We start from the raw sequence: 25,044 nt of genomic DNA, 5'->3' as shown, positions 1-25,044 counted from the left end.
TCACTCCTGGGTGCTGGTTCGGTGGCTGACCTCGGCGGCGTAGGCGGCCCAGTCGTCGGCAGCGGCCCGCTGCCATTTGACGGCGACGGTGACGTCGATGCCGAGGGTTCGTGCGAGGACGGCTGCGGGCAGCTCCGTGGCGAGTTGGAAGAGCACGGTTGAGCGGGCTTCCGCGAGGCAGATGCCGAGTTTGCGAAGTCGTTCGCCCATGGCCCAGGCGCTGATCGCGCGGCCGAGCTGGCCTCCGGGGCACAGCCACGGTGAGTCTGTCCGGTCGAGGACAGGGCGGACTGCGACTCGCTGGAGGGCGAGTTCGGCGACGGGTGCCGGAAGTTCGACCGGGACGGCGCCGAGATGGATGCGGACAGCTCTGTCCGTCTCCTCGATGTGGTCGGCGGTGAGTCGGGAGATCGCGGCAGGCCACTGAGTGGCTTTGTAGGTGAAAACGGGCTCTGGCAGCGATCACGGGGAGCCGTCACGGTCGGTGAAGGGGCTGTTCGATTCCGGACTGCACGCCGGGGTGCGCCTCAGTCCGGATCGCCGCATGTGACGCTCCATCAAGTTTGGTGGGTGCGGGCTGTTTCGTACCGTCCGGGTCGATGCCCAGGACATGGACCACGACGAGATCTCCTGGCAGGACGTGCTGTTCGAGGGCGTCGAGGTGCTGATCACTGCCGCAGCGCACGGGGTGAGCGGGCTGATGGTGCGGCTGGCCGGGCGGAGTGGTGAAGGCGTATGTCCGTCCTGCGGCCGGGCGTCGGCACGGGTGCACGACCGCTATGAGCGACATCTGCAGGATCTTCCGCTGGCCGGGCACGCCGTACGGATCCTGCTGTCCGTGCGACGCTTCGTGTGCGCCGGTCCGGCTTGCTCCCAGCGCACATTCGCTGAGCAGATATCGGGGCTGCCCAGCCCGTACGCGCGGTGCACTGACCGGCTCGGCGAGCTGCTGGACCGAGTCGCGCTCGCCTTGGCGGGCCGCGCCGGGTCCCGGATGGCTACTGCCCTGGGGCTGACCGCGGGGCGGATGGGGCTGCTGAACCGCGTCCGGGCGATGCCTGACCCGCTCTACGACACCCCGCGGGTCCTCGGTGTCGATGATTTCGCCACCCGCCGCGGTGTCCGGTACGCGACGGTGATTACCGATGGTGAGACGCACCAGGTCATCGACGTGCTCCCGGGCCGCGAGGCAGGACCGCTGGCCGACTGGCTCACCGCGCACCCGGGCGTGGAGGTCATCTGCCGGGACAGGGCCGGGGCTTACGCGGAGGGCTCCCGGCTCGGCGCCCCGGAAGCGGTCCAGGTCGCCGACCGTTTCCACCTCTGGCAGGGCCTCGGTCGGGCCGTGGAGAAGACCGTCGGCGCCCACCGCTCCTGCCTGCAAGAACCGGCCCCGGCCCCGATACCGGCAGACGGCACCGAGCCTGCGGTGGCGGCGGATCCGACCGGCCCGCGAGCGGAACGCAAGCGGGCCGCTCACGCCCAGGTCCACGAGCTGATCGCGCAGGGACACAGCCTCCGAGCGATCGCCCGACATCTTGGGTGGGGCCGGAAAACGGTGATGAGGTACGCGCACGCCGCCCGCTGGCAGGACATGATCGTCGGGATGCCGCTGCGGCCGAGCAAACTCGATCCCTACAAGCCCTACTTGCAACGCCGCTGGTCACAAGGGTGCACGAACGCCATCGCCTTGCACCGCGAGATCACCGGACAGGGCTATCCCGACGGATACGCCTCCGTCCGCGACTACCTCGCGGCCTTCCGGCGCAAGGCCGGCACCCCGGCGCCCGCGCCACCCAGCGTCCGTCGGGTCACCGGCTGGCTCACCCGCCACCCCACCACGCTCAGCGAAGAAGAACATCAGTACCTCAAGTCGATCCTGGCCCGATGCCCCGAACTGGAGGCCGCTCACCAGCACATCCGCGACTTCGGCGAGATCCTCACCTGCCGCCTCGGAGCCCTGCTCCCCGACTGGATCGACGCCGTCGTCCGGGACGGCCTGCCCGGACTGACCGGCTACGCCCGCAGCATGAACAGCGACTTCGACGCTGTCACCGCCGGCCTCACCCTGTCCTGGAGCTCCGGCGGCACGGAGGGTGCCGTCAATCGCATCAAAAAAGTCAAAAGGCAGCTATACGGTCGTGCCGAATTCGAACTGCTCCGCAAGCTGATCCTGCTTCAGTAACCGACCGTGAGGGCTCCCCGTGATCGCTGCCAGAGCCGAGAAGTAACACCACTGCGAAGTGGACGACGAGGGGAGCCCGTTGAGTCAGCTGGTCACCGCCCGTATCCGCAGCACGGCCGCCAAGCTCGGCCTGCCCCACCTGGCCGAGAGCCTGAACCAGTACGCCGAGCGGGCCGAGGAGGGCAAGCTCGGCCACCTCGACTTCCTTGACCTGGCCCTGGCCGAAGACCTTGCGGTCCGCGATGACCGGCGTTTCCGGCAGGGCCTGCGGCTGTCGAAGCTGCCACACCACAAGACGGTGGACGACTACGACTTCTTCCTTCCAGCCCGAACCCGACCCGCGCAAGGTCAAAGACCTGGCCACCCTCTCGTTCGTCGACGCGAAGGTCAACGCGGCTCTTCTGGGCCCGGGTGTTATCGCTGGGTTTGTTGCTGATACCGCTCGATGTGACTGGCCATGACGTTCTTTCGATCGATGTGAGGTGGTACGGAGGAACTCGATTGCTGAGACATCCAGCAGCGTTGAGAATTGCTTCGTGAGTGATCATTTGCAGGCGGACTTTTCCGTCAAACCTACGCTCGTCGGGGAGAGGGTGCTCCTGCGCCCGTTCCTCCTCGACCAGGACGCTCCCGTGCTTCGCTCGTTGCTCCAGGATCCGGAGGTGGGCCGCCTGACCGGCAGCAGCCATGGGCCGGCAGATCGCGAGCCTTGGGACGAGGCCGCTGAGGAACGGATGCGTGCGTGGTATGGCACCCGCCACGAGCAAGCGGACCGGCTGGACCTGGCCGTCGTCGAGCGGGCGACCGGCGCCTGCGTGGGCGAGGCGGTGCTCAACGAGTGGGACAGCGGCAATCACAGCTGCAACTTCCGGATCGCATTGGCTGAGGCCGGGCAAGGCCAGGGGTTCGGGAGCGAAGCGGCGCGGTTGATCGTCGGTTATGGCTTCGCGGGCCTCGGGCTGCACCGGATCTCGCTTGGGGTGTTCGCCTTCAATCCGCGTGCCCGACGCGCCTATGAGAAGGCGGGGTTCGTCGTGGAGGGTGTCCGACGCGACGCACTGCTGTATGAGGATGTGTGGGTGGATGACATCGTGATGTCGATCCTCGCTCCCGAATGGGAGCGTCACCACGGCCATCCGGAGACTGCCCAGGGATGACGCCGTATTGTGCTTGGCAGGGCATCAGCAGGGCCCGGTGACTCGGGCTTGTGGCGGTGGGGCGTCTCCGCCGCGGCGGGCGAGTTCGCGGCGGAGGTCGAGATTCTCGCCGTGCGCCTGCTCAAGGGCCTCCCGCAGTGCCTCTACTTCGTCTTGGTGCTGCTTCTTGAGGCGGGCTGGCGCGGCCGATCCACTCCAGGGTGATCAGGGAATCTTGGGTGGGTTCGGGGATGGTGGAGTCCTCGGCCCGCCAGGAGCCCAGGGTCTTGCCGGTGGGGAAGTTCGCCGAGTGGCGGCGAAGACGCCGGGTGGCGGCGTCGCGGCCGGTGACCTCCTCGGATATCGGCAGCTGCAACACCTCGGCGGGGTCCCAGCGTTGGGCTCGGGCGGGGGCCAGGACGTCCGGGGCCGCTTTGGGCATGTCGGGCAGGCGCATGCGGCGCATGAGTTCGTCGAGCTCCTCGGGCAGGGCCGGGGCTTGGGGAAACGTCTGTGCGGGCGGCCGGGCCGTCCGGCGACGGGCGGGATGCCGTCGACGAGGGCGAGGGTCTGGGTGACGTCGTTGACGTTGGCCGCGGTAGTGATGGCCTTGAGTGGGGTGCCGCGTCCGTCGCAGATCAGGTGGTGCTTGCTCCCTGTCTTCCGCCGGCCGATCGGCGACGGACCGGTGTCGGCTCCCCTTGTTTGGCGCGGATGTGGGAGCCGTCCACACGCGCGCGGGACCAGTCGAGTTCGCCGGCGGCGTTCAGCTCCGCGAGCAGACTGCGGTGCAGTCGGTCGAAGACCCCGGCCTGCTGCCACCGCTCCAGGCGCCGCCAGCAGGTCTGGCCCGAGCCGAACCCCAGCTCCAGCGGCAGAAGTTGCGAGGCTATGTCGTTGTAGAGGACGTACAGGATGCCCTGCAGACACAGCCGGTCTGCCACCGGCCGCGGCCCCGGCCCCGGCGACTTCTGCGGCCAGGGCGGGAGCAGCGGCTGGATCAGCGCCCACAAGTCGTCGTCCACGATCCACGGCTGAATGCTTACATCATGTCGAACGGCGGAATCGTCACATCGGTCACGCCCGGCCAGGGCACTTCAACAAGATCGTGTTACGAGCTCTTTGGGTCTGGTACAGGTTCCGTGAGCTGCTCACTCCTTGGAATTGTTGGTCGTGTCCGGGCGGTACGGGCGTGGCTGTGGAACCGCTTCTTGCCCGGTGGCAGGCCGGGCAGGAGACCGGGTCGAGGCGGTCGCCTGCGCCGCGCGACCGGGTCGGACGGGCTGTGCCTACGCCGCCGCGAGGGTGTGCAGGGCTTGTGTGATGGTGGTGGGGTCGAGGGGGCCTATGTGGGATGCCTGGGGAAAGTTGTGTACGCGGAAGGGGTTGCCGGGTGTGTAGGTGTCGGCCTCCGCGATCATCCTGTCCTGGAGTGCGGTGGCGATCGTCCGGTCTTTGCCGAAACGCAGGTAGGTGCGGGGAATGCGTCCCCAGCTCTCAGCCCGGCCGGCCGCTCGGCCCGCGTAGGCGGCGATGGGCTCGTCGCTCTGCATGCCGGCCAGGATCCGGCGGAAGTCGGCGTCGGGGTAGTCCGCGCAGATCATCTCTTTCAGGAGGGCCAGTGCATGGCTGTCGCCTGTGCGGAAGTTCAGCCGCAGCACTCCCAGCCGGACCGGGTCACCCACCGTCAGCTCGACGGGGCTGACGGCGGCTGCGTTCTCAGGTGCCGCCGTGCAGGCGTCCGCTGTGGGAAGGGCACGGCTGGGGCAGAAGGCCGCCATGTAGCAGATGTGGTGAAGCAGGTGCGGGACGGCGTTGGCGACCCGGCTGACCGATACGCCCCCCAGGCTGTGCCCGACCAGCACCACCGGGCCGTTACGGGCCGCGCGCTGCACGATGTCCGTGACGCGTGCCTCGTAGTCGTCCAGCCCGAGGTCCTTCAGTGGGGATGGCTCGACCGCCATCGCTGTCAGGTCCTGGCGCTGATACGACTCCGGGACGAAAGCCTGCGCACCATGGCGCGGCTGGTCCACCGTGACGACGCGGTGACCGCGCAGCGTCAGCTCCCGCGCGATCGGCATCCAGAACGCGCCGGCGCTGTGCGTACCGTGCACCAGGACGTAGGTGGTGGGCCCGCGACGTGGCTGCGCCACCGCTGGTGAGGCTCCGAGCCCGCCGGCCAGGGCCATGCCCCCCGCCGCGAGCCCCAGCCCGCGCAGCGCCGTCCGCCTGGTGGTACCCGTTCGTTGGTCGTTCGTGGCATCCGTCATGCTCCGACGCTATGAGCGGCCCGCTGAGCTCACCAGCGGCCCAGCACCCCGGTGGGGGTGGGCCTGGCAACACCTCTGACATTCGGTGGCCGTGAACGAGGAGTTGTCCCGGCTTCGGAAGGTGTTGTTCTCGTCGTTGCGCGGCGTCGCAATCGTTGCCGCGCGTACGGACGGCGGGGCCGCGGGATCACCGACCATGGCTTTCTCGGCCACTGCTCCACCGTCCGCGACCAGGTCCGGTGCCGGTTCGACCCGGGCGACTACCGCGAGCGCCACGCGGTCGAGTGCGGAATATCGGTTCACGAGGCACCGTGCCGTGGCCACGAGATACGACAGGTGGGCAGTGCGCTACGAGGTGACCGTCCTTATCGCAGCCGTCAACGAGTGGCTGTGATCGAAGCATTCGACATGCGGGCCGGGCGCTACGATGCGGAGCATGGAGTGTTTTGACGCTTGGCGTACACGTCACTGAGGGGCCCGGCTCACGGCCGATCCTGTGGCCGGGCGCGGGCCGACCGATGCCCTGTTCCGTGGGTATCAAGCTCTCAGCCTGAGAGGCACCACTTCCATGCTCATCCGCGCGTTCACCCAGCAGGACCTGACACCACTCACCGAACTCACTATCGCCACCTTCCGGCCGTTCTACGAGGAGTCCTTCCGCCCCTTGATGGGCGAGGACGTTTTCACTGTTCAGCACGGCAACTGGCGCGACGACTACCGCAAACAGATTGCCGAACTCCACGCGCCCGATCGGCACGCATACATCGCCGTCGCCGAAGTCGAAGGCACCATCGCGGGCTACGTGGCGTGGAACGTCGACCATGCCCGCAAGAAGGGTGAGGTCACCATCCTCGCCGTCTCGGCCGAGCATCGACGCCACCACGTGGCTACCGCACTGTGTGAGGACGCCTTCGACCAGATGCGGGTCCTGGACGCCGAGGTCGTCGAGATCGGCACCGGGGGAGACCAGTTCCACGCACCGGCCCGAGCCCTCTACGAGGCCCTCGGATGCACTCCTCTCCCGCTCACGGTCTACTTCCGTCAGCTCTGACACCTCCCGAACGGGCGCCCTGGCTAGGCTCGGCACCCATGACAGTTCTGATCACGGTGTGGGGGGCATCTCCCGGTGTGGGCAAGTCGACGTTGTGTGCCGGGCTGTCTCAGTGGCTGGCTGATATGGGACTGCGGGTGGACCACTTCCGCGAGGAGGAGATCTTGACCCGGCCGCAGTTCGCCGGGGTGGCCGAGGAGTTCAAGGCGACAGGCACAGTGGAGCCGGGGACACTGATCGCGGCGACGGCGAGGTTCGTCGATGCGGTTGTGGCGAGCGGCGATGACGTGGTGATCGCGGACGCGCTGATGCCGTTCGTGCCGACGCTGCTGGCCATGGGGCACGGCGAAGAGACGATCGACGCCTTCATGACCGGCCTCACCGAGGTTCTCGCACGGGTCGGGCCGGTCATGGTCTTTCTCGACGGGAATGCCGAGTCCGCATTGTCTCGAGCGGCGACGCGGGAAGGCGAGCAGTGGCTGGACTGGTACGTCGGGAAACTCGCCAGCTACGAGGTAAGTCCTCCCGTGGCCGACGCCGTTTCGGCGGTGGCGTACCTGCGGCATGAGCGTGCAGTGACACTTGGCGCTGTCCGGCGGAAGGACTGGGGTCTCATTGTGATCGAACAAGCTGACGAGCTGCCCCCGGATCAGGTATTGCGGGTCGCGCAAGGGAGCCTGAGACCATGGCTCGGAAGGACCGCCACACACGGATAGGACGGGCCCGACAATGCGACTCGGCCGACCTCAGCTGCGCCAGAACCGTGTCCCAGGTCCGTCAGCTGCCCACCGGCGATGACGCTTCCACACCGTCTGCCAGGGCCCGGACGCTTCGCCGGTAGGTCTCTCCAGGGGATTCCGGTGCAGTGCCGGTAGATGATCCCTTCGATGATGCGGCGGTGATCGGCGAACGGGCGCCCTGCCTTCCCTGCGTTGCGGGGAAGGCGGGGCGCCAGGCGCGCCTACTGCTCGTCGGTCAGCAGGCGTATGCGCCCGCTCGTGGTCACCGCGGCTGGTAGGCGGTGACCAGCACGGAGACGGTGACCTCATCGGGCAGGAGGCCGTCATCGTTCAGGTCTGCACGGCTCACGTGGCGTGCGCTCGGTGTCATCGTCACCAGATCCAGGGCATCCAGCCTGGTCAAGGGTGCGGTGTACTCCACTTGTTCGGTGACGGTGCCCTCGAAGAATGGGTCCAGTGCCCGGTGCAGGCGCTGTTCCTTGGCCGGGTCGATCGTGACCATCGCAGGCAGCCGGTCACGCAGCCGCGGCCAGGTGCCGCTCGGTCGCGAGGGCAGGGGGAAGCGATACGGGCACGAGGCACTCCTGGCAACGGTGAAGGGAAGAGACCGTGCCTGCGCGTGCTCGGAGCCTCACGGCCTCCGGAAGGAACGGGCAGCGTCGGGCGCGCGGTTCATGCAGCAGGCACACCGAGGAGGGCGACGCCGTCCGGCATCGCCCTCAATGTCTTCCGATCACAGGAAGCAGCAGTGCGGGGTGCTCATGAATGCCACGTCATGAGTCTTCGAGCATCCGCGAAGCCCCTGATTCCTCAACGAAGTTGAGAGACACGTCCTAGTTCGCAGAATTGTCCGGGCGGGGTTCACCCGCCAGTCCCCGTTGATATCTCATTGGGCAGGGAACGTTCGGCCTGCACGCCTCAGCGGCGGATCGGCGCACGGTGACCGTCGTCGATGACTCCTGCTGCGACCGAATGGATTGGATGTCCCGGGAGGGGGGTCCAGGGCGCTGGGCCGGGGTGCGGCGTGTCTAGACCGCGGTTATTCCTTCCATGCCGGACTCGGCGAAGGGGGGCAGTCCGGTGGCCGTGGTGACCTTGGTGAGGGAGCCGTTCCTGCCGATACGGAAGCCGTCGATGGTGCCGGAGGTCCCGTTCTGTACGTACAGGAACTTCTCGTCCTGCGTCACCGCCAGGTCGATGACGCCCTGGGACATCGCTGACGGCGGGGTGGCGATACCGACCTCGTTGGTGAGCGCGAGCCTGCCGTGCTGGTTGGTGCGGTAGCCGGTGACGGTCGAGTTGCCGGTGTTGCCGCCGTAGAAGAAGTCACCGGCGCGTTCCAGCCAGCACAGCGTGTTCTGCCCGTTGGCCAGCGGCTTCTGGACGACCTTGAGGCGGCCGTCGGCGAGCACCTTGTACGTACTGACCGTCGATTTCTCCGCTTCGGCCACCAGCATCCGGCCCGCCTTGTCGAAGGTGATCGCGAACGGCACGCCGCCGGCCGAGGCGTTGATCCTCGCCCGGTGCGCGGGGCGTCCGTCACCGCGCATCGGGAACACCTCGATGGTGTTGGCCGACTTCGTGGTGACGACCAGTTCACGGCCCCGGGGAGTGAAGACGACCTGGCCGGGTGAGCTGCTGAACAAGGGCACCTTGTCGTTCTTCAGCCCCAGGGAGCGATACGAACCGCCCAGCGGTTCGATCCCGTTGGCCGTGATCTTAAAGCCCTGGACGCTGCCCTCGCCGCCCGCGTTCATGACGTAGGCGAGGTTGCCGGACACCGCGATGGACGAGGGGAAGTCCCCGCCCGAGCGCACCACCCGCCGGTCCGTCAGTTTCTGCCCCTCGACCCGGAACGAGGTCACGGTGCCACTGCCCGCGTTGACCGCCAGCAGCAGATGCGAGCGCCGGTCGTAGACGAGTGAACCCTGGGAGGCGAGGGAGTCGGTGGGGGCGTCGACTTGGTCCCCGCCCTTGCCGCCGGTCGCGTAGGTGCCACCGGGGGTCAGTTTGCCGTCGTCACCGCGCTTGAAGACGTGGATGGTGTTTCCGGCGAGCTCGTTGCCCTGTACGAAGACGGCGTGATCAGCTCCCGCCTTGGCGCTCTTCGTCGTCACGCTATCGCGTGCGCGGGGCGCTTCTCCCGCCGAGGCGATGGCCACCGTGGTGGCGACGGCCGCCGTGGCCAGGATGCCCGCTCCGGCGATGGTCATACGGACCTGCGACGTCGACCTGCGCCTGGAATGCCTGCTCACGTCGGACTCCTCATGCCTGGCCGCCACCACAGGTCGGTGACGTGCAGAGCCAGAGTTGACCGTGGGACGGGTGGTCCGGTGGTGTTTCGGTGGCGCGTCAGCTTCTCGTAAGAACTTCCTCGGTCGTTTTCACGGTGGTCGGCTTCGTGGTGGGGGCGGCACGGATCACGGTGGCGGGCGTGGCCACGGCAAGGTGCGGGGTGGTGTCGTGGCGTGTGCACGGCCGGTACGCGCGCCGGCTTGCTGACGCGCCCATCGGCGGAGCCTCGGCCATGGTCGAACTCGTGGTGCGACGGTTCAAGTGCCTCAATCCGCAGTGCCCGGCGGTGACGTTCGCCGAGCAGATCGAGGGTCTGACCAGCCCGCATGCCCGGTACACGCCGCTGCTGCGCACGCTGCTCACGTCGATCGCCGCGTCACTGGCGGGCCGGCCCGGGGCACGGCTCGCGGCCGCGCTGAGCATCCGCGTCGCCAAGGACAAGCTCCTGGAACTCCTCCGCGGGTTACCGAAGTTACCGCTCGTCAGCGTGCGCGTCCGCGGGGTCGACGACTTCGCGCTATGCAAGGGCGACTCGTACGCCACAATCCTGGTGGACCTGGAAGAACGGCGTCCGGTCGATGTGCTGCCGGGCCGGGACGCCGAGCCGCTCGCCGACTGGCTGCGCGGCCATCCGGAAGTCGAGGTGATCTGCCGTGACCGGGCCGGCGCCTACGCCGAAGGTTCCCGGAGCGGGGCTCCGCAGGCCCGGCAGGTGGCGGACGCCTGGCACCTGCTGCGCAACCTCGCCGAAGCGGTGGAGAAGACGGTCGGTGCCCATCACCAGTGCATCCGTACGGCGTTCACGACACCCCCGGCCGTCACGGAGTCCGCCACGGCTTTCAAAGGGACGGCGGAGCCACCGCCGGAAGGGATGCCGTTCGTCCCGCCGGACGGCACCCGGGACGTCCTCGGGCGCCCGAGGCGGCTGGTGGCCCGCACCACCGAGCGGTACACAGCGGTGCAGCATCTGATGTCCGAGGGCAAGTCCCTGACCGCGATCAGCCGCCAGCTACGGCTGGACCACTCCACCGTCCGGCGCTTCGCCCGTGCCCGGAATCTCGACGAACTGCTCGTCAAGGCCGTCAACCGGGCATCCATCCTCGACGAACACAAGCCCTACCTGCACATGCGCTGGTCGGAGGGCTGCCACGACATCCCACAGCTGCACCGCGAACTGCGCGCACGTGGCTTCACCGGCGACATCCAGTGCGTCCGCCGCTACTTCCGCCCTTTCAAAAAGCCGCACAGCCCCAAGCCGAAGAACCCGCCCGCGTCCGCTCCCGAGCTGCGGCCCGCACCGAAGCCTCGGCGCGTCGTCCGCTGGATCATGACCAGCCCCGGACACCTCGCCGAGACCGACGCGGCCGAGCTCAAAGAGATCCGGGCCACCTGCCCCCACCTCGATGCCGTGGCACGCCACGTGCGCGCCTTCGCCGACATGATGCGCGATCTGCGCGGCGACGACCTGCCCACGTGGATGGATCGCGTCCTCACCGATGACCTGCCCGCTCTGCACTCCCTGGTCAACGGCATGAAGCGAGACCTAGACGCCGTCACCGCCGGCCTGTCCACGCCCTGGAGCTCAGGCCAGGTCGAAGGCCACGTGACCAGGGCCAAACTCCTCAAGCGCATGGGCTATGGGCGCGCGAACCTTGACCTTCTTCGCCGACGCATACTCCTCGGTTCGTGAGATCACCCGACCATTCAGGTGCCACTGCTATCGTCCGCCGCGTGACTCGTGACGAGGAAATCCTGGACTCGATACGGCGGGACTCCGGTCTCGCCGAGCTGCTGTGGCACGTCTGCGAGTTTGATCTCTCGCGTGACGATCACGGGGAGCCTGTCCGGCTCTCGTCTGGGCTTGCTCTGCAGGGTGTTGCCGGTGATTTCACTGGCGGAACCTTCTTCCTCTGTGGTGAAGGCAGCGAGGGCCGGCCCGTTCTCTATGCCAGCTCCGAAGGACAAGCCGGTTTGATCGGCCAGAGCCTGACCGAGGCGTTGGAGATCATTGTTGGGTTGCCGTCCTGGTGGGACTGCCTGAAGTTCTCTGGATCTGGTGATCTGACGACCATGCAGACTACTGCCGACCACCTTTGCCATGACGAGCTCAGGGACCAACCCGAGTTCGGCGCGGATCGAGTACGCCTGGCTGCGGCACTGGGCTTGGAGCTCGAATCGGTCCCGTCCCTGTTGACTCGCCTGCATACTGCGGTCTCTGGCACGACGCCTGACTTCATCCTCACCGTCGAGACGGGAGAGGAGTACGAGTCGCTCTTCGGTCCCTGGCTGCCGAGCCGCAATCCCTCCTGGCAGTGAAAGACGAAAGTAGGGCTGCCCTTTGGAGCCGGTGATCAAGGTGCAGCCGCGGATGTACACACACGAGCGGATCAGTTCGCAGACCGTCGACGGCAATCATCACAAGATCTCCGACAGAGCCGAAATACGTGACCGTCGACACCCTCGAAATCCGGTTGAGTCTGAGCGGCCGGAAGTGGTTGGGTCCTGTTCAATGCTTCGCTGACACGGCCCGGCACAGTGCGAGGCGCAAGGTCCGAATCGCAGGGCGGTTCAGCCCGCGGGTCGTTGTGTGATGGAGGTTGTCGCGGTGGCTGGTTATGGGGCGCTTTCCGACGTGTACGAGTGGCTGATCGGGGACGACAGGTTGACCCCCGCCACGGCAGCCGCGGTGTACTACAGCGATGTCGTGGGCTCTGTGCCGCCCGACGCACGCGTCCTGGACTGCGCGTGTGGAACCGGCCAGCTCGCCGTAGGTCTCGCGAGTCTTGGCCTTGACGTGGTCGCCGCGGACGCTAGTGATGGGATGGTTCGCCGGACCGAGAAGGTCGCCGACGAGCAGGGTGTCTCGCTTCGAGCCCTGCGCGCGAGTTGGGACGAGCTGCCCGACCACCTGGAGGACTCCACGTTCGATCTGGTGTTCTGCGTCGGCAATTCGCTCGGGCACGCCCAGGGTGCAGCCGGGCGCCTGACCGCACTGGAAGCGATGTCGCGGCTGCTGAATCCGGGCGGACGCCTTGTGCTCCACTCACGCAACTGGGAGCTGGTGCGCTTGGCCGGCTCACGCGTAGAGGTCCGCGGTCGACTCGTCCGCCGCAACGACCGCGATGCGGTCGTCAGCTACTACTGGCAGATCGAGCAGCGCTGGGAGCAGGAACACTTCCTTGAGATCGTGGTCGCCCAGATCGAGCCGGATGGGGCAGTGCGAGCCTGCTCGGAGCGGTTGTCCATCTGGCCCTACCGGTACGAGGACCTCGTGGCGCAGTTGCGGAGCGTCGGGCTCACGGTGCAGTCCACCACCTTCGACCCCGCAAGCGAGGGATACCTGGTGGTCGCCGGCCGCGGCTAAAGGGTGTCCTACCTTTCAAGGCGTGGGTCTGATCTGATCGTTCGTAGGATCAGAGGGGCCCGGGGGCTCCGGGTATGGCTGTAAAGGCTGAGCCGACAGATGGCTTACGGGACTTGGCCGCCCAGAGCCCCGCGACGACTCGACCGCTGATTGGGAGACGCGACTCGATCGCTGCTGTAGGACAACGTCGGCGAGGTCGTCTGCGGGATCAATGTCAGACGAACTGGCGGAGGGGCATATGTCCGAGATCTGGGCCGGGGTGGACATCGGCAAGACGCATCATCACACCGTGGTGATCAATGCAGAGGGCGAGCGGTTGCTGTCCCGCCGGACCCTGAACGACGAGAGTGAGCTGCTGGCGCTGATCGGCGAAGTGCTGGCGATATCCGACGATGCGCTTTGGGCCGTCGATCTCAACCACGGGGGCGCCGCCCTGCTGATCGGCCTGCTCATCGCCCACGACCAGCCAGTCGCCTACCTCACCGGCCTGGCGGTTCACCGAGCCTCGGCCACCTATCGGGGCGAGGGGAAGACCGACGCGAAAGACGCCTTCGTCATCGCCGACCAGGCCCGCGTCCGCCGGGACCTGGGACTGCTCAGGCCCGGGGAAGAGATCGCTGTCGACCTGCGCACCCTGACCACCCGGCGCCTTGACGTGGTCTTCGACCGCACCCGGCAGATCAACCGCCTCCGGGCCCAACTGCTGGAGATATTCCCTGCGTTGGAACGGGCGCTGGACTTGACCAACAAGGGTCCTGCGATCCTTCTGACCGGCTACCAGACGCCGTCAGCGATCCGCCGCGCAGGCGCGAAGCGGATCGAGACCTGGCTGAAGAACCGCAAGGTCAAAGGTGCCGCCGCACTCGCTCACATCGCCGTGGAAGCCGCCCGGGCCCAGCACACCACGCTGCCCGGCGAGAAACTGGCCGCCGCGATGGTGGCCCGCCTCGCGAAGGCGGTGCTGGCCCTCGACGAGGAGGTCGCGGAACTCGACGCCCTGGTCGAGGCCCGGTTTTGCGAACATCCCCACGCCGAGGTGATCCGCAGCCTGCCCGGTATGGGGCCCAGGCTCGGCGCCGAGTTCATCGCCGCGACGGGTGGCGACATGGATGCCTTCGGCAGTGCCGACCGCCTGGCCGGCTTCGCCGGCCTGGCCCCGCAGCCCCGCGACTCCGGCCGCGTAAGCGGCAACCTGCGCAGACCCCGCCGCTACCACCGCGGCCTGCTGCGGGCCATGTACTTGTCGGCGATGGCCAGCCTCAAGTCCTGCCCCGCCTCCAAGACGTACTACCAGCGAAAGCGGAGCGAAGGAAAGGGGCACAAGCAGGCTCTCCTCGCCCTCGCACGTCGACGCATCAACGTTCTGTGGGCGATGATCCGCGACAGCGAGTGCTATCACTCCTCACTTCCCACCACAGAAGCGGCTTGACATAAGCATTGGGAAGTCCCGTAATCGCTGGATGGTTGTTCCAGAAGGGGCTTCAGGGTGCGGTGGCTGACAATCCTGATTGAGTCGGGGACGTAGTTGCCGGGTCTGGTGTGGCCAGCCATCTGTTGATGCGGGTGACCGCGTCCTTCACGCTGGTGCGCGGGGCGCCCGAGGCTTCGAGCGAGGTAGCGGCCATGGCAGCGAGCTGGAGGTCGGTGAGGGCGAGCGCCGTTCGGGCTGTTTCGTACTCCTGCAGCAGACCCGGGCCGAACAGCAGAGGGTCGTCGGCATTGAGGGTGCACCGGACACCTGCTTGCAGCAGCAGCGGCAGGGGGTGCGCGGACAAGGAGGGGACGACTCCGAGGGCGACGTTGGAGGTGGGGCAGACATCCAGGACTATGCCGTCCGTGGCCAGGCGGTGGAGAAGAGCCGTGTCTTCGATGGCCCGTACGCCGTGGGCGATCCGTCGGGCGCCGAGTACGTCGAGTGCGGCGCGCACGCTGGCCGGGCCGGCAAGTTCCCCTGCATGTGGGGCGGGAATCAGCCCGGCATCGCGGGCGATGGCGAACGACTCAGCGAACGACTCGGTGGTCTGGCGGGTCTCGTCTCCGGCCAGGCCGAAGGAAACCACTCCATTACCTGCTCGTCTCGCCGCGAGGCGGGCCGTCTCGACTGCTTTCGACGGGTCCGCGTTGCGCCGTGCGAACACCAGGATGCCGAACCCGACGCCCAGCTGGGCTCCCGTGCGGCGGCCTTCGTCAATCACCTCGTCCAGCAGGTCGAGCGCGGCGTCTGGATCGTCCTGGTAGGTCAGGGGGTTCATGTGCGGCTCGATCCATACCGCTCCGTCTGCGGCAGCGTCCTGGACCACCTCGCGTACCAGTCGCAGAAGGTTCCTGCGTGGGCCCTCACGCACCAGCCGGGCCGCGGCGCCGTGCAAGGCATTGAAGTCCTCGAACGAGGTGAAGCTGTCGCAATTGGGCGGTCGTTCACCACGCTCTCCCGCCAGCTCTGCGAGCGTGGCGGGACGCATCGCACCTTCGAGGTGCAGATGGAGATGAGCCTTCGGTAGACGGTCGAGACTTCGCATGGCACCTCACTTTATGTTCAGCCCCCGTGACGGCCGTTGGGGGATGCAACCATCACGGCGTGGCCGGTGTGATTACGGCGTCGGAGCTTAGTTCGGTCAACACGTCCTCTTCGGATACATCGGCACCCATCAAAGCGGCTTGCAGGTGACGGTCGCCGGCCTCGTCCGCTCGGGCCCCGATGGACGGGACGCGGTGCGCACGGCTCTGAAGGAACGGGAGACCTGCGGTTACCTGGTCCGCGAGCGCCAACCCCGGACGGACGGCGCCCTCGGCGAGATCGTGTACTCCATCACCGGCCACCCCGCCTTCGTGGAGGCCCTCCTGGCGGAGTCCGCCACGGTGCACCACGCCTTTCACACCTCGCAGGCACCTGCGGCTGGCCGGGGCGATGACGGCAGGGGCATCCGCCGTGGCGTGATGGCCGGCGGGCCCAGCGCAAGAAGGCCGCGCACGTCCTGGTCCACAAGCTGCTCGTCCAGGGCCACTCCCGCCGGGCGATCGCTCGGCATCTGGGCTGGGGGCCCAACACCGTGCTGCGCTACGCACGTGCTGCTACCTGGCAGGACACCCTCCGGGAGAACCGTCCCCGGCCCAGTCGTCTGGGCCCCTACATGCCCTATCTGGAGCGACGGTTCGCTGCGGGATGCACGAACGTCACGTGCCTGCATCGCGAACTGATCGCCGAGAACGCGCCCGTCACCTACCAGATGGTCCGTGCCTGCATTGCCACCCTGCGCGCCGCGCCGCCGCAGGCGCCGCCTCCTCCGCCGACCGTGAGGCGGGTCACCGGCTGGCTCACCCGTCACCCGTCAACCCTGAGCGAAGACGAGCATGCCGCGTTGAAGGACGTCCTGGCGCGCTGCCCCGAACTGGATACCGCGGCCGAACATGTCCGCGGTTTCGGCGATATCCTCACCCATCGCCTCGGCTCCACGCTTCCCGCCTGGATCGACGCTGTCGACGCCAGCCAACTGCCCGGCCTCACCAACTTCGCCCTCCACCTGCTTCGAGACCTCGATGCGGTGACCGCCGGCCTCACCTTGCACTGGAGCTCCGGCGGCACGGAAGGAGCCGTGAACCGCATCAAGAAGATCAAGAGGCAGCTCTACGGACGTGCCGGATTCGAGTTACTCCGCAAGATGATCCTGCTCCAATAGCGTCTCGCCCCAGGCTCTGCAGCCAACCCTGATCACGTCAGCGAGGGTGGTGGGCTGAGAAGATCGCCGCCAGGCCACAGATTCCGTCGAGACCGCGAAGGACAGGGATGTCGAAGAGATTGCCCATAGACCGGGCCGAGGAGCGACTTCAACATGAGCTGAGCCGTGGGCAGCAGCCTCTGGCCGAGTTGGACTTGGACGAGGCGTGGCTCAGGTTCGTACGCTTCGGCTCCCAACGATTCGACACCGCGGACACGTCGGACGCTGATGGCCTTCTCCTCCAGTACGGGACCCACTCCTTCGAGGGCCCGCGAGTCTTCACGCTGGATCTTGCCCGGCAGTTCGAGATCAACGACGCTTCCGGCGAGCATGATCATTACATCCAGCTCCACTGCGAACTCCGATACGAGCCCGTCCCTCAACTTCGGGCGCTGGGGCACTTCGAGTCCTGGTTCTTCCACGACACGGACGACGAACTCGACCACTGGGCCGACGGCCTGGGACTCCACGACTTCTGGGCGACCCTCCGCAGCTTCCATCCCATGGAAATCAGGGTCTACCAAGAACAGGTGTGATCAAAGCTGCGAAGCGGCCTGCTCAGTAACGCTCCGCGACCGCTCCCCAAGATCTGTGCCAGAACCGAGTTTCGATGTCACTCAGCGGCGAAGCGAGGGCTCGGACTCCGGGGTTGAGGAGCCGTTCGGCCCGGAACAGGGCCGAACGGCTCCTCTTTTGTTGCCGTGGGCGGGGGAGGATGGCGGTGGGGTGTCGGGCTCCGCCCGGACGGCGGGGTGACACGCGGCGGCAGCTCCCCCGAAGTTGTGGCTGCCGCGCTGGGATGCCCTGTCGGGGAAGCCGCGGCGGGGTCGGTGCCGCCGAGGCTGTGGCCGGTGGTTTGCGGGAGGCCACCGGCTGCGTGCCCGCGCGGCCAGCCCGCGCGGGCACGTCCTTTAGATGAAGCGGGCGTTCTGGCAACGGTGGAGTGTGGCGGCCGCCGCCCGTCGGTGAGAGCGGCGGCCGCCGGCGCGAAGGCTCGCGTCTTCCCAGGGCGCGAGACCTCGCGCGGGATCGTCCTCACGGCCGTTGGGGCGAGCGGGAGTTCGCCCCGCCGGGCCGCAGGACGAGGGACCGGGGCCGCGGACCGTTCGCGGGATGCGGGCTCCGGTTTCCCTGCCGGTTCGGTTGTCTCTCCAGGCCCGGGGGCTGGGGGCCAGAAGGCGGGCCCGCGGTAGCGGGCCAGGCCGGTTCCCGAGAACGGAACCGGGTCGTCTCTTGGGAATCCTAGAACGTGCTGACGGCCTGGCAATAGCCGGTGATTCAGCCGGTGGTGGCTTGTTCGGCCCGTGCCCGGGTCTGGGCGAGGCGGTTGGAGTCGGTGTCGGTCTCGATGATGGCCGCGTCGAAGGTCAGGCGGTCGACGATGGCCGTGCAGAGCCTCGGATCACTGAACGTCTTCGTCCAGCCGCCGAAGCTCTCGTTGGAGGCGATGGCGACGCTGTTCTTCTCCTCCCGTTCGGTCAGGACCTGGAACAGCAGCTCGATCTGGCCAGTACCGGGAGTAATGGCAATCTTTCGCCCCTATGCGGCCGACTCGATCGACTTCGACGTGGACCTTCGGGAACTCCAGGGCCAGGTGCGACTGAACGTGTTGTGCGGGTTCCTGCGGGCGATCGGACGTTCCTTGGACAAATCTGTAGTGCTCGCGCCGGAGACTGACCCCGGGCACCCGGTGCTCGGCTTCGATGTCGCCGGGGGTGGCGGGTCGTAGTCCGGCGACGGACTGGGAGAGCCAGGCGGCGACGGCGCCGTAGGCGTAGTGGTTGAACGACAGCATCATGCCCGCATTCTCGACGTCGATGGTGCCGTCGGGCTGGATGGCGTCCCACCGTTCCCACATGGTGGTGGCACCGCGTTCGACCTGGTAGAGCCAGCCCGGGCACTCCGGGTTGAGCAGGAGTTGGTACGCCTCGTCCGTGTGGCCTGTGCGGGTGTGGGCGGGCAGTACGAAGGGTGTGCGGAGGAAGCCTGTGGCGATGCGTCCGCGGTTGGCGCGTACCAGCGCGGCGAGGGCTTCGCCCACCGCGGCGCGTTCGGCGGTGGGCACGATGCCGAACTGGAGGGCGAGGGTGCATCCGTTCTGGGTGGTGCGGGCGTGGTCGCCCCACTTGTGCCAGGCGGTGTCGGCGGTACGCCGGTGCAGGGCGGCGTACCGGTCGGCGTCGTCGGCGTGGCCCAGTTCGCGGGCCGCGTCAGCGAGCAGGTGGGCGCTGTGCGCGACGAAGGCGGTGGCGACGAAGGAGGAGTCGGTGGTGGCGCACGACGGGTCCTTCGGGGGAGCGGCCGGGTCGAGCCAGTCACCGAGTTGGACACCCTGAGGAGAGGGAGTCGACTGCCTCACACAAGGGCTATGTCGTAATCGCTGGAGGATGTGAGGCGCGGTTTCTATGCCCAGCGCATGCCGATCGCGGACAGCTGCTCCACCCGCTCCGGCGTCAGCGTCGCGGCCCTGGTCCGCTGATTCCCGATCCAGGCCCCCAGCTTGTGCTCCCGTTCCTCCTGGTCCTCGGTGACGATCCGCTCGATGTGCTTCCCCGGGACCTGAAGGTGCCCCTCGCGCTCGTAGTACTGCTTGGCGGCAAGGAAGTTGAGCGCCCACTTGTCGGCCTGCGTACGGCGCGGCGGCGGCTTCTCGTCCTCGGTCGCGTGCTCGATCCCGAGGGCCTGTTCGCACATCCACTGTTGGACGGTGGTGAGTTGGTCCCATCCGAGTCGCACCGACTTGACCCACCGCCCGAGGTCCTCGCCTTGGCGCAGGACTTCGCCCGCCTCGGTGGGCAGTGCCTCGCCCGCGTCCAGGTGCATCCGGACCAGGTGGAAGCAGCGCTGCCACGTCACCGGCCAGCTCGGGCACCAGGACGCGTCGATCTCCTGCAGCTGCTCGCGCCGTTCATCCGACAGCGCCCCCGCCGACGACTCCACCGGCAGCCCCTCGGCACCTCGCTGCTCGATCTCGGCAGCCTTGCGCGCAGCGGCCCGCGCGTTCTTCAAAAGGATGCCCACCCGGTACCCCTGGTAGGTGGCGTCCAGCGGGACCAGGAGGTGCCCGTGTTCGGCGGCCCACCCGCGCGCGGCGGACAGGCCCTCCTCCCACGCGACGTCGAAGTGCGACCAGACCATGCCCAGCTTTTCCAGCTGGGCGATGCGGTCCTCGTCCATGTCCCCGCGGGCGTAGAAGCGGCGAGCGTCGGCGGTCCACTGCCCAAGCGGGAATCCGGCGAGCGAGGCCGGCCACCCCTCGCCTTCCGCCTCCTGGTCGTCGAAGGCAGGCACGCGGAACGTGAACGGCACCTTCAAGTCGCCGTGCTCAGCCGCCTTTTCCTACCAGCACCTTGATGCGGCAAGGATTTGTGTGTGATCAGCTCGTTGTCCACGGCGGTCTCCATGATGGCCTTGAGGAGCCGGTATGCCTTGGCCGTCATCGTCGGCAGCAGCTGCCCGCAGGCGCACGGATGACGGGCCGTTCCGTCCGGTGCCCCGTACGCGGAGAGGGGGCGCCGAACGGAACTACGCCGTCCGGGAGGTGGGCACCGCTCAGGAGGTGAGCAGCGAGAGGTTCACCGTGTTGGCCATGGCCTGCATGCCTGCGCTGTTGGGGTGCAGATGGTCGCCGCTGTCGTAGGCGGGGAGCAATCGCGCCGGGTTGGCCGGGTCCCGGAGCGCCGCGTCGAAGTCGATCACCGCGTCGAAGGCGCCGCTGGTGCGGATCCAGTCGTTGACCTGGGCGCGGATGGCGGCCTTGGCTGCGGTCTGCGTGGAGTTCGGCAGGATGGTCCCGCCGATGATTCGGACACCGGCCGTGTGCGCCTGGTCGATCATGGTCTGGTAGCCGGCGATGATCTGGTCGGCGGTGGTGGGGATGGCGGTGTTGTTGATGTCGTTGATGCCCTCCAGCAGGATGACGTCCTTCACGCCCGGCTGGGTCAGGACGTCGTGGGAGAACCGGGTCACGGCCGCGATGCCCTGCTGCGCTGTCGGGCTGTCGGTGACCACGCGGTTGCCGCCGATGCCCGCGTCGACCACGCCGAGGCGCTGGCCGCCGGTCTGGGCCTGCAGCCGCCGGGCGAGGTAGTCGGGCCAGCGCTGGTTGGCGTTGTCGGTGGCACTGGAGCCGTCGGTGATGGAGTCGCCGATGGCAGCGACGGTTCCCTTGGCCGTGGGTGACACGACGTCGAGTCCGGCGACGTAGAACCAGCGGGCTGTGGTGGTGGTGAAGTTCGTCGCGGCCTCCTCGGCCGCGTGGTTGCCGGTGCCCGCGGCGGACAGGTAGGAGGTCTGGTGGGCGTCGTTGTGGTAGGTCGAGGCGCCGGTGGTGCCCGGGAGGTAGACGCTCACCAGCAGGTTCTGCTCCGCGACGACCTGCATCGGGATGACGTCGCTGGTCATTTCCTGCCCGGCGGGGATGGTGGGCGTGGCCGAACGGCCGAAGGTGACGGTGTGTGTGGTGCCCGCGACCGGGGTGGCGCCGCTGGACTGGGCGGCCACCGTGACGGCGCCTACCGAGAGGGCGGTCGTGCTGCGGAGGTTGGACAGCCGGATGCGCAGCCCCGCGCCGGAGGTGTTGTTGTGGACGACCATCCGGATGGTCTGCTGGGTGAAGGTCTGGCCGCCGCTGACCATGGCCGGGCCCCAGGTGGCGGAGCGCGGGCGCTCGGTCAGGCTCCACTGCTGGTTGGTCGTGTTCTTGCAGGTCCACTGGATGATCGCGTGGTCCTCCGCGGTGGAGTTGTCGGAGACGTCCAGGCACAGGCCGCTGCGGGCGGAGACGATCGCCGAGCCGCTGAAGGTCCAGCTCTGGTTGCTGGAGCCGGTGCAGGTCCATTGGATGATCGGGGCACCCGCGGTCGTGGAGCCGTTCTGGACGTCCATGCACTTGCCGCTGTTGAGGTTGACCAGCGAGAAGGTGCCGTCGCCGTGGTCGACCGCCTCCCACAGCTGGCCGGGGCTGCCGGAGGCGGTCTTCTGCACGACCGCCGCTGCGTTGGCCAGGGAGTTCGACAGCACGGCGGCGTTCTTGCCGCTGTTGGCCGCTGTCAGCGCGTAGACGTGGCCGCCCTGCGGCGCGCCCGCGGCCGAGGCGTCTGCCGCCGGGGCGAGGGTGAGTCCGACAGCGGCCAGACAGGTGGCGGATGCCGTGGCCGTGAGTCTGGCGGCGAGTCTTCGGGAGGTGTGCATGTGCGGCCCTTTGCTGGGTGGGACGTGCGGCTCTTCCGCGTGGGGACGTGCGCGTCTTCTTCGTGGGGACGTGCGGGTCGGAGGGGCCCCGGCCCACAGCGGCCACGCAGGAGGCATGTCGTGGCGCTGTGGCCCGGGAAGAGGTACAGGCGGCGGGGCCGTGACGGGTGGTCAGGAGGTGGGCTGGAACGTCCACAGCAGGTTGTTGTTGGTCACCCAGGTCCACTGCTTGGTCACGGACCCGGAGGGGACCTGTCCGCCGCCGTCGAGGACGAGTCCGGTGGTGCGGTTGGCGATCGAGTACTGGCCGTTGCCGCGGTCGGTTATCTTCCACTGCTGGTGGGGGCCGCCGTTCCAGGCCGCTTGCTGGGCTGGAGCGCCGTTGCTGGTCGAGCCCCAGCCGTCGGCGACCATGCCGTTGGCGCGGTTGACCAGCCTGTAGTAGCCGTCGCCGAGGTCGACGGCCTGCCAGTGGAGGTTGGGGTTGTCGATCGGCGTCCACTGCTTGAGGTTCGAGCCGCTGGCGACGTTGCCGCCGCTGTCAAGGGCCAGACCGTCCGTGATGTTGATCAGACGGAAGTACGCGGCGGGATTGAAGGTGACCTTCAGCGAGACGATGGCGTCGTTGTTGCCGGTCACCCGCAGGTCGGGATTGTCCGCGGTGAACGTCCAGGCCGTGCCGGTGAAGTTGTCGCCGGAGTAGCCCGTCACCCGGTAGCCCTGGGGCACCCTCAGCGAGGAGATGGTCGCGGACCCCACCCCCGCGGCCGACAGCTGGGAAGAGGCGTAGCTGCCCAGCGTCAGGACGGCGCTCGCCGAGGAGTAACTCACGTCCTGGAACACGGTTACCCGGGCTGCGCCGGCGGCCGTGGGGATGCCGCTGACCTCGACGCAGACCACGGAGTCATTGGCGTCCGGGGCGGTAGCCGGCACGGTGACGCTGATCTGGCCGCCGCTGACGGTGTAGGTGAGCGAGGCCGAGGGGTTGTTCATCAGGTAGACGCGGCTGATCGTGTTGGTGACTGCCGGGATCTGCAGCACGCCGCCCGCGGGCCAGGTGAAGACGTGGGCGAACAGCTTGCCGTCCTTCTTGGTGGCCCTGCCCCAGGTGGGGTCGGTGGTGAAGGGGCTTGCCGTGGCTCCGTGCACGCTGTCGCCGTACGTCCCCATCCAGGAGGCCAGGCCGCGCAGGATGGTCACGGATCCGGCGGTGACCGAGCCGTCGCTCTTGGGGCCGATGTTCAGCAGGAAGTTGCCGTCCCGTGAGACGCAGGTGACGAGCTCCTGAAGGAAATCCCTGACGGGGCGGTAGGAGTTCTCTTGGCCCGCGTTGTAACCCCAGGCGCCGTTCATGGTGTCGCATCTCTCCCACTGGCGGTCCAGCGGCGCGTTGGGGACACCGAACTCCGCGACCGTGTAGTCGCCCAGACCGAGGTCCCGCTTGACCCGTTCGTTGACGACGAGTCCGGGCTTGCGGGCGATCAGCCAGTTGTAGAGGTCGACACCGTCCGACCGGAGCCACCAGTCCTGGAGGGTGGGGCTGGAGGGTTCGCCGAACCAGTCGCCGTCGAACCACAGGAGCGCCGGGTCGTAGCGGTCCAGCAGCTCCTGCAGTTGGGCTTTCATGTCCGCGATATAATCCGTGCGGGCAGCCTGCGAGGCCATCGTGGTGAGACCGCTTCGGATGGTCTGGGAGGGGTGGTTCCAGTCCAGGATCGAGTAGTAGAGCCCGAACTTGACACCTCGTGCCTCGCACTCGGTCTTGAGCGCCGCCAGCAGATCACCCTGGACACCGGCGTAGTCGTGCAGGTTGTACAGCTTCGTGCCGGTGGTGTCGGTGAAGCTGGGGACGTTGGAGTCCCACATGGCGAAGCCTTCATGGTGCTTGGCAGTGATCACCAGGTACTTCATGCCGGCGTCCGCCGCCAGTTGGGCGATGGTTGCCGCATTGAACGCGGTGGGGTTGAAGTGCGCGGACACCTGGGTCTGGTAGTTGGCCTTGGACCAGCTCTCGGAGCTGAAGGCCCACTCACCGTGGCCGAGGTAGGAGTAGGACCCGAAGTGGATGAACATCCCGAACCGGGCCTGGTACCACCAGTCCATCTTCGAGGAGACCGAGTACGCCTCGGCGGCGGTGGGCCACAGGGCCTGCGGCAGTCCGAAGGCCACGGTGCCGCCGGCGAGGGCGGCGGCCTTGATGAGGGAGCGCCTGCTGAGGGGAGCGGAGGTCATGTGCGGCTCCAGAAGGGGTGAAGAACACGGGGCGTGCCGACAGTCGTTTGTCCGTGACGCAGCCTGGACGGCGGGGAACGGCGGCTCGTGTCCGCTCAGGCCACATCTTCTCGGACATCGGATGTATTTAAGCGGTGCGCCCCCATGTCTTGTCTAGAGCTAGGGACAGAATTGAGAAATCTCCTCGTCGCTCTGCCCCCGATCAGGTCAACACGCGGGAATAGATCGGATCTATCACGGTCGATGCGTGGAAAATGCACACGGCGTCGCAGCGCGGCCACCTGACCGCACTGCGAAACCGTCATGTCCGCTCCGGCGGCTACGCGTCCCCCAGCACGATGATGTCGAGGGTCCTGGGCCCGTGTACGCCCTCCACCCGCTCCAGCTCGATGTCGCTGGTCGCCGAGGGGCCTGACATGAGTGTCAGCGGCCGCGACGGGTCGAGGCGGCGGAGCGCATCGGGCACGTCGGGTGTGATCTGATCGGCCCGGACCAGGCAGATGTGCTGGTCCGGGAGCAGCGTCAGGGCCCGCCGTCCCTGGCCCGGGCCGTGGTGGAGGACCACGGTGCCGGTGACGGCGATGGCCGCGGCGACCGTGGTGACCACGGCGTCCGCCGTGTCGAGCTGTCCGACGGTCAGCGGCGGGACGTGCGGCAGCCGTGGGCAGCGCTCTGAGCCGTACCGGAGCACGTTCCCTGGCGGTGCCGTCCGGGCTTCCCGAAGGCCTGGTCCCGGACGGCCCCTGGTCGCTGCCGGCGGCACCGGCTGCCGGAACACGGACCACTGTGACGCGGTACTCGGCGGCACGCTCGGCGAACAGCCCCACGACGTCCTCTCCCGCGTGGTCGGCGCGGCGACCAC

Annotated in this window: 21 protein-coding genes and 5 pseudogenes; 12 read left to right on the top strand and 14 right to left on the bottom strand. The window is 67.9% G+C overall.

The features are described from left to right. Positions 1-210: a hypothetical protein gene (locus OHT57_RS01290; protein ID WP_328743938.1), complete on the bottom strand. Its 210-nt coding sequence runs from the start codon at positions 208-210 to the stop codon at positions 1-3. Positions 211-610: 400 nt separating this feature from the next. Between OHT57_RS01290 and OHT57_RS01285 the strand changes: the two genes are divergently transcribed. From OHT57_RS01285 to OHT57_RS01275, 3 genes and pseudogenes are all read left to right on the top strand, one after another. After that, positions 611-2,185, top strand: coding sequence for an ISL3 family transposase (locus OHT57_RS01285; protein ID WP_328743937.1), 1,575 nt, complete (start codon positions 611-613; stop codon positions 2,183-2,185). A 79-nt stretch (positions 2,186-2,264) separates the two neighbouring features. Continuing rightward, positions 2,265-2,595 (top strand): annotated as a pseudogene (locus OHT57_RS01280) (ATP-binding protein); the annotation flags it as partial. A 126-nt stretch (positions 2,596-2,721) separates the two neighbouring features. Further along, entirely contained in the window at positions 2,722-3,342 is a 621-nt protein-coding gene (locus OHT57_RS01275; protein WP_328743936.1) for a GNAT family N-acetyltransferase, read from the top strand. A gap of 121 nt (positions 3,343-3,463) precedes the next feature. Here the strand turns inward: OHT57_RS01275 and OHT57_RS01270 are convergent, their stop codons facing one another. From OHT57_RS01270 to OHT57_RS01260, 3 genes are all read right to left on the bottom strand, one after another. Then, positions 3,464-3,787, bottom strand: coding sequence for a hypothetical protein (locus OHT57_RS01270; RefSeq protein ID WP_328743935.1), 324 nt, complete (start codon positions 3,785-3,787; stop codon positions 3,464-3,466). A gap of 172 nt (positions 3,788-3,959) precedes the next feature. Next, positions 3,960-4,346, bottom strand: coding sequence for a transposase (locus tag OHT57_RS01265; protein ID WP_328743934.1), 387 nt, complete (start codon positions 4,344-4,346; stop codon positions 3,960-3,962). A gap of 264 nt (positions 4,347-4,610) precedes the next feature. Beyond that, positions 4,611-5,510 carry an alpha/beta hydrolase gene (locus tag OHT57_RS01260; protein ID WP_328753082.1) on the bottom strand — a complete coding sequence of 300 codons (900 nt, stop codon included), beginning with the start codon at positions 5,508-5,510 and terminating at the stop codon, positions 4,611-4,613. A gap of 649 nt (positions 5,511-6,159) precedes the next feature. Between OHT57_RS01260 and OHT57_RS01255 the strand changes: the two genes are divergently transcribed. Next, positions 6,160-6,642, top strand: a complete 483-nt coding sequence (locus OHT57_RS01255; RefSeq protein WP_328743933.1) for a GNAT family N-acetyltransferase — start codon at positions 6,160-6,162, stop codon at positions 6,640-6,642. Between the two features lie 38 nt (positions 6,643-6,680). Next, positions 6,681-7,358, top strand: coding sequence for a hypothetical protein (locus tag OHT57_RS01250; RefSeq protein WP_328743932.1), 678 nt, complete (start codon positions 6,681-6,683; stop codon positions 7,356-7,358). Between the two features lie 57 nt (positions 7,359-7,415). Here the strand turns inward: OHT57_RS01250 and OHT57_RS01245 are convergent. From OHT57_RS01245 to OHT57_RS01235, 3 genes and pseudogenes are all read right to left on the bottom strand, one after another. Beyond that, a pseudogene (locus tag OHT57_RS01245) lies at positions 7,416-7,597 on the bottom strand (transposase); the annotation flags it as partial. 47 nt (positions 7,598-7,644) lie between these two features. Continuing rightward, the gene (locus OHT57_RS01240; RefSeq protein WP_443053408.1) at positions 7,645-7,884 is read right to left on the bottom strand and encodes a hypothetical protein; all 240 of its coding nucleotides are present in this window, start codon (positions 7,882-7,884) and stop codon (positions 7,645-7,647) included. A gap of 526 nt (positions 7,885-8,410) precedes the next feature. After that, positions 8,411-9,637 carry a lactonase family protein gene (locus OHT57_RS01235; RefSeq protein ID WP_328743931.1) on the bottom strand — a complete coding sequence of 409 codons (1,227 nt, stop codon included), beginning with the start codon at positions 9,635-9,637 and terminating at the stop codon, positions 8,411-8,413. An 89-nt stretch (positions 9,638-9,726) separates the two neighbouring features. Between OHT57_RS01235 and OHT57_RS01230 the strand changes: the two genes are divergently transcribed. From OHT57_RS01230 to OHT57_RS01215, 4 genes are all read left to right on the top strand, one after another. After that, a complete protein-coding gene (locus OHT57_RS01230) occupies positions 9,727-11,367 on the top strand; it encodes an ISL3 family transposase (protein ID WP_443053407.1) in 1,641 nt (546 codons plus the stop codon). Positions 11,368-11,408: 41 nt separating this feature from the next. After that, the gene (locus tag OHT57_RS01225; RefSeq protein WP_328743929.1) at positions 11,409-11,993 is read left to right on the top strand and encodes a hypothetical protein; all 585 of its coding nucleotides are present in this window, start codon (positions 11,409-11,411) and stop codon (positions 11,991-11,993) included. 274 nt (positions 11,994-12,267) lie between these two features. After that, a complete protein-coding gene (locus tag OHT57_RS01220; RefSeq protein ID WP_328743928.1) occupies positions 12,268-13,041 on the top strand; it encodes a class I SAM-dependent methyltransferase in 774 nt (257 codons plus the stop codon). A 238-nt stretch (positions 13,042-13,279) separates the two neighbouring features. After that, entirely contained in the window at positions 13,280-14,470 is a 1,191-nt protein-coding gene (locus OHT57_RS01215) for an IS110 family transposase (RefSeq protein WP_328743927.1), read from the top strand. Between the two features lie 52 nt (positions 14,471-14,522). On the opposite strand, the gene add is transcribed toward OHT57_RS01215, so the two are convergent. Further along, complete coding sequence (gene add, locus OHT57_RS01210; RefSeq protein WP_328743926.1) at positions 14,523-15,560, bottom strand: adenosine deaminase; 1,038 nt, start codon at positions 15,558-15,560, stop codon at positions 14,523-14,525. A gap of 612 nt (positions 15,561-16,172) precedes the next feature. Between add and OHT57_RS01205 the strand changes: the two genes are divergently transcribed. Both OHT57_RS01205 and OHT57_RS01200 read left to right on the top strand, forming a co-directional pair. Next, positions 16,173-16,718: a transposase gene (locus tag OHT57_RS01205; RefSeq protein ID WP_328743925.1), complete on the top strand. Its 546-nt coding sequence runs from the start codon at positions 16,173-16,175 to the stop codon at positions 16,716-16,718. A gap of 107 nt (positions 16,719-16,825) precedes the next feature. After that, positions 16,826-17,293, top strand: a complete 468-nt coding sequence (locus tag OHT57_RS01200; RefSeq protein WP_328743924.1) for a hypothetical protein — start codon at positions 16,826-16,828, stop codon at positions 17,291-17,293. Positions 17,294-18,035: 742 nt separating this feature from the next. Here the strand turns inward: OHT57_RS01200 and OHT57_RS01195 are convergent. Further along, positions 18,036-18,257 (bottom strand): annotated as a pseudogene (locus OHT57_RS01195) (ATP-binding protein); the annotation flags it as partial. 1 nt (position 18,258) lies between these two features. Between OHT57_RS01195 and OHT57_RS47330 the strand changes: the two are divergent. Then, positions 18,259-18,486 (top strand): annotated as a pseudogene (locus tag OHT57_RS47330) (hypothetical protein); the annotation flags it as partial. An 18-nt stretch (positions 18,487-18,504) separates the two neighbouring features. Here OHT57_RS47330 and OHT57_RS47325 read toward each other — a convergent pair. The 5 genes and pseudogenes from OHT57_RS47325 to OHT57_RS01170 all read right to left on the bottom strand — a co-directional run. Continuing rightward, positions 18,505-19,116: pseudogene (locus OHT57_RS47325) on the bottom strand (alpha-L-rhamnosidase-related protein); the annotation flags it as partial. Positions 19,117-19,160: 44 nt separating this feature from the next. Next, on the bottom strand, positions 19,161-20,048 hold the full coding sequence (locus tag OHT57_RS01185) for a helicase associated domain-containing protein (protein WP_443053406.1): 888 nt from the start codon (positions 20,046-20,048) through the stop codon (positions 19,161-19,163). A gap of 261 nt (positions 20,049-20,309) precedes the next feature. After that, on the bottom strand, positions 20,310-21,950 hold the full coding sequence (locus OHT57_RS01180) for a GDSL-type esterase/lipase family protein (RefSeq protein ID WP_328743922.1): 1,641 nt from the start codon (positions 21,948-21,950) through the stop codon (positions 20,310-20,312). Positions 21,951-22,121: 171 nt separating this feature from the next. Next, the gene (locus tag OHT57_RS01175) at positions 22,122-24,182 is read right to left on the bottom strand and encodes an alpha-L-fucosidase (RefSeq protein WP_328743921.1); all 2,061 of its coding nucleotides are present in this window, start codon (positions 24,180-24,182) and stop codon (positions 22,122-22,124) included. Positions 24,183-24,501: 319 nt separating this feature from the next. Then, positions 24,502-24,873 (bottom strand): LutC/YkgG family protein, encoded by a 372-nt coding sequence (locus OHT57_RS01170; RefSeq protein ID WP_443053405.1) that lies wholly within the window; start codon positions 24,871-24,873, stop codon positions 24,502-24,504. Between the last annotated feature and the right edge of the window lie 171 nt (positions 24,874-25,044).

Origin of the sequence: Streptomyces sp. NBC_00285, assembly GCF_036174265.1 — a bacterium.
In the GTDB taxonomy this organism is placed as follows: Bacteria; Actinomycetota; Actinomycetes; order Streptomycetales; family Streptomycetaceae; genus Streptomyces.
This window is presented reverse-complemented; position numbering and strand designations above follow the sequence as displayed.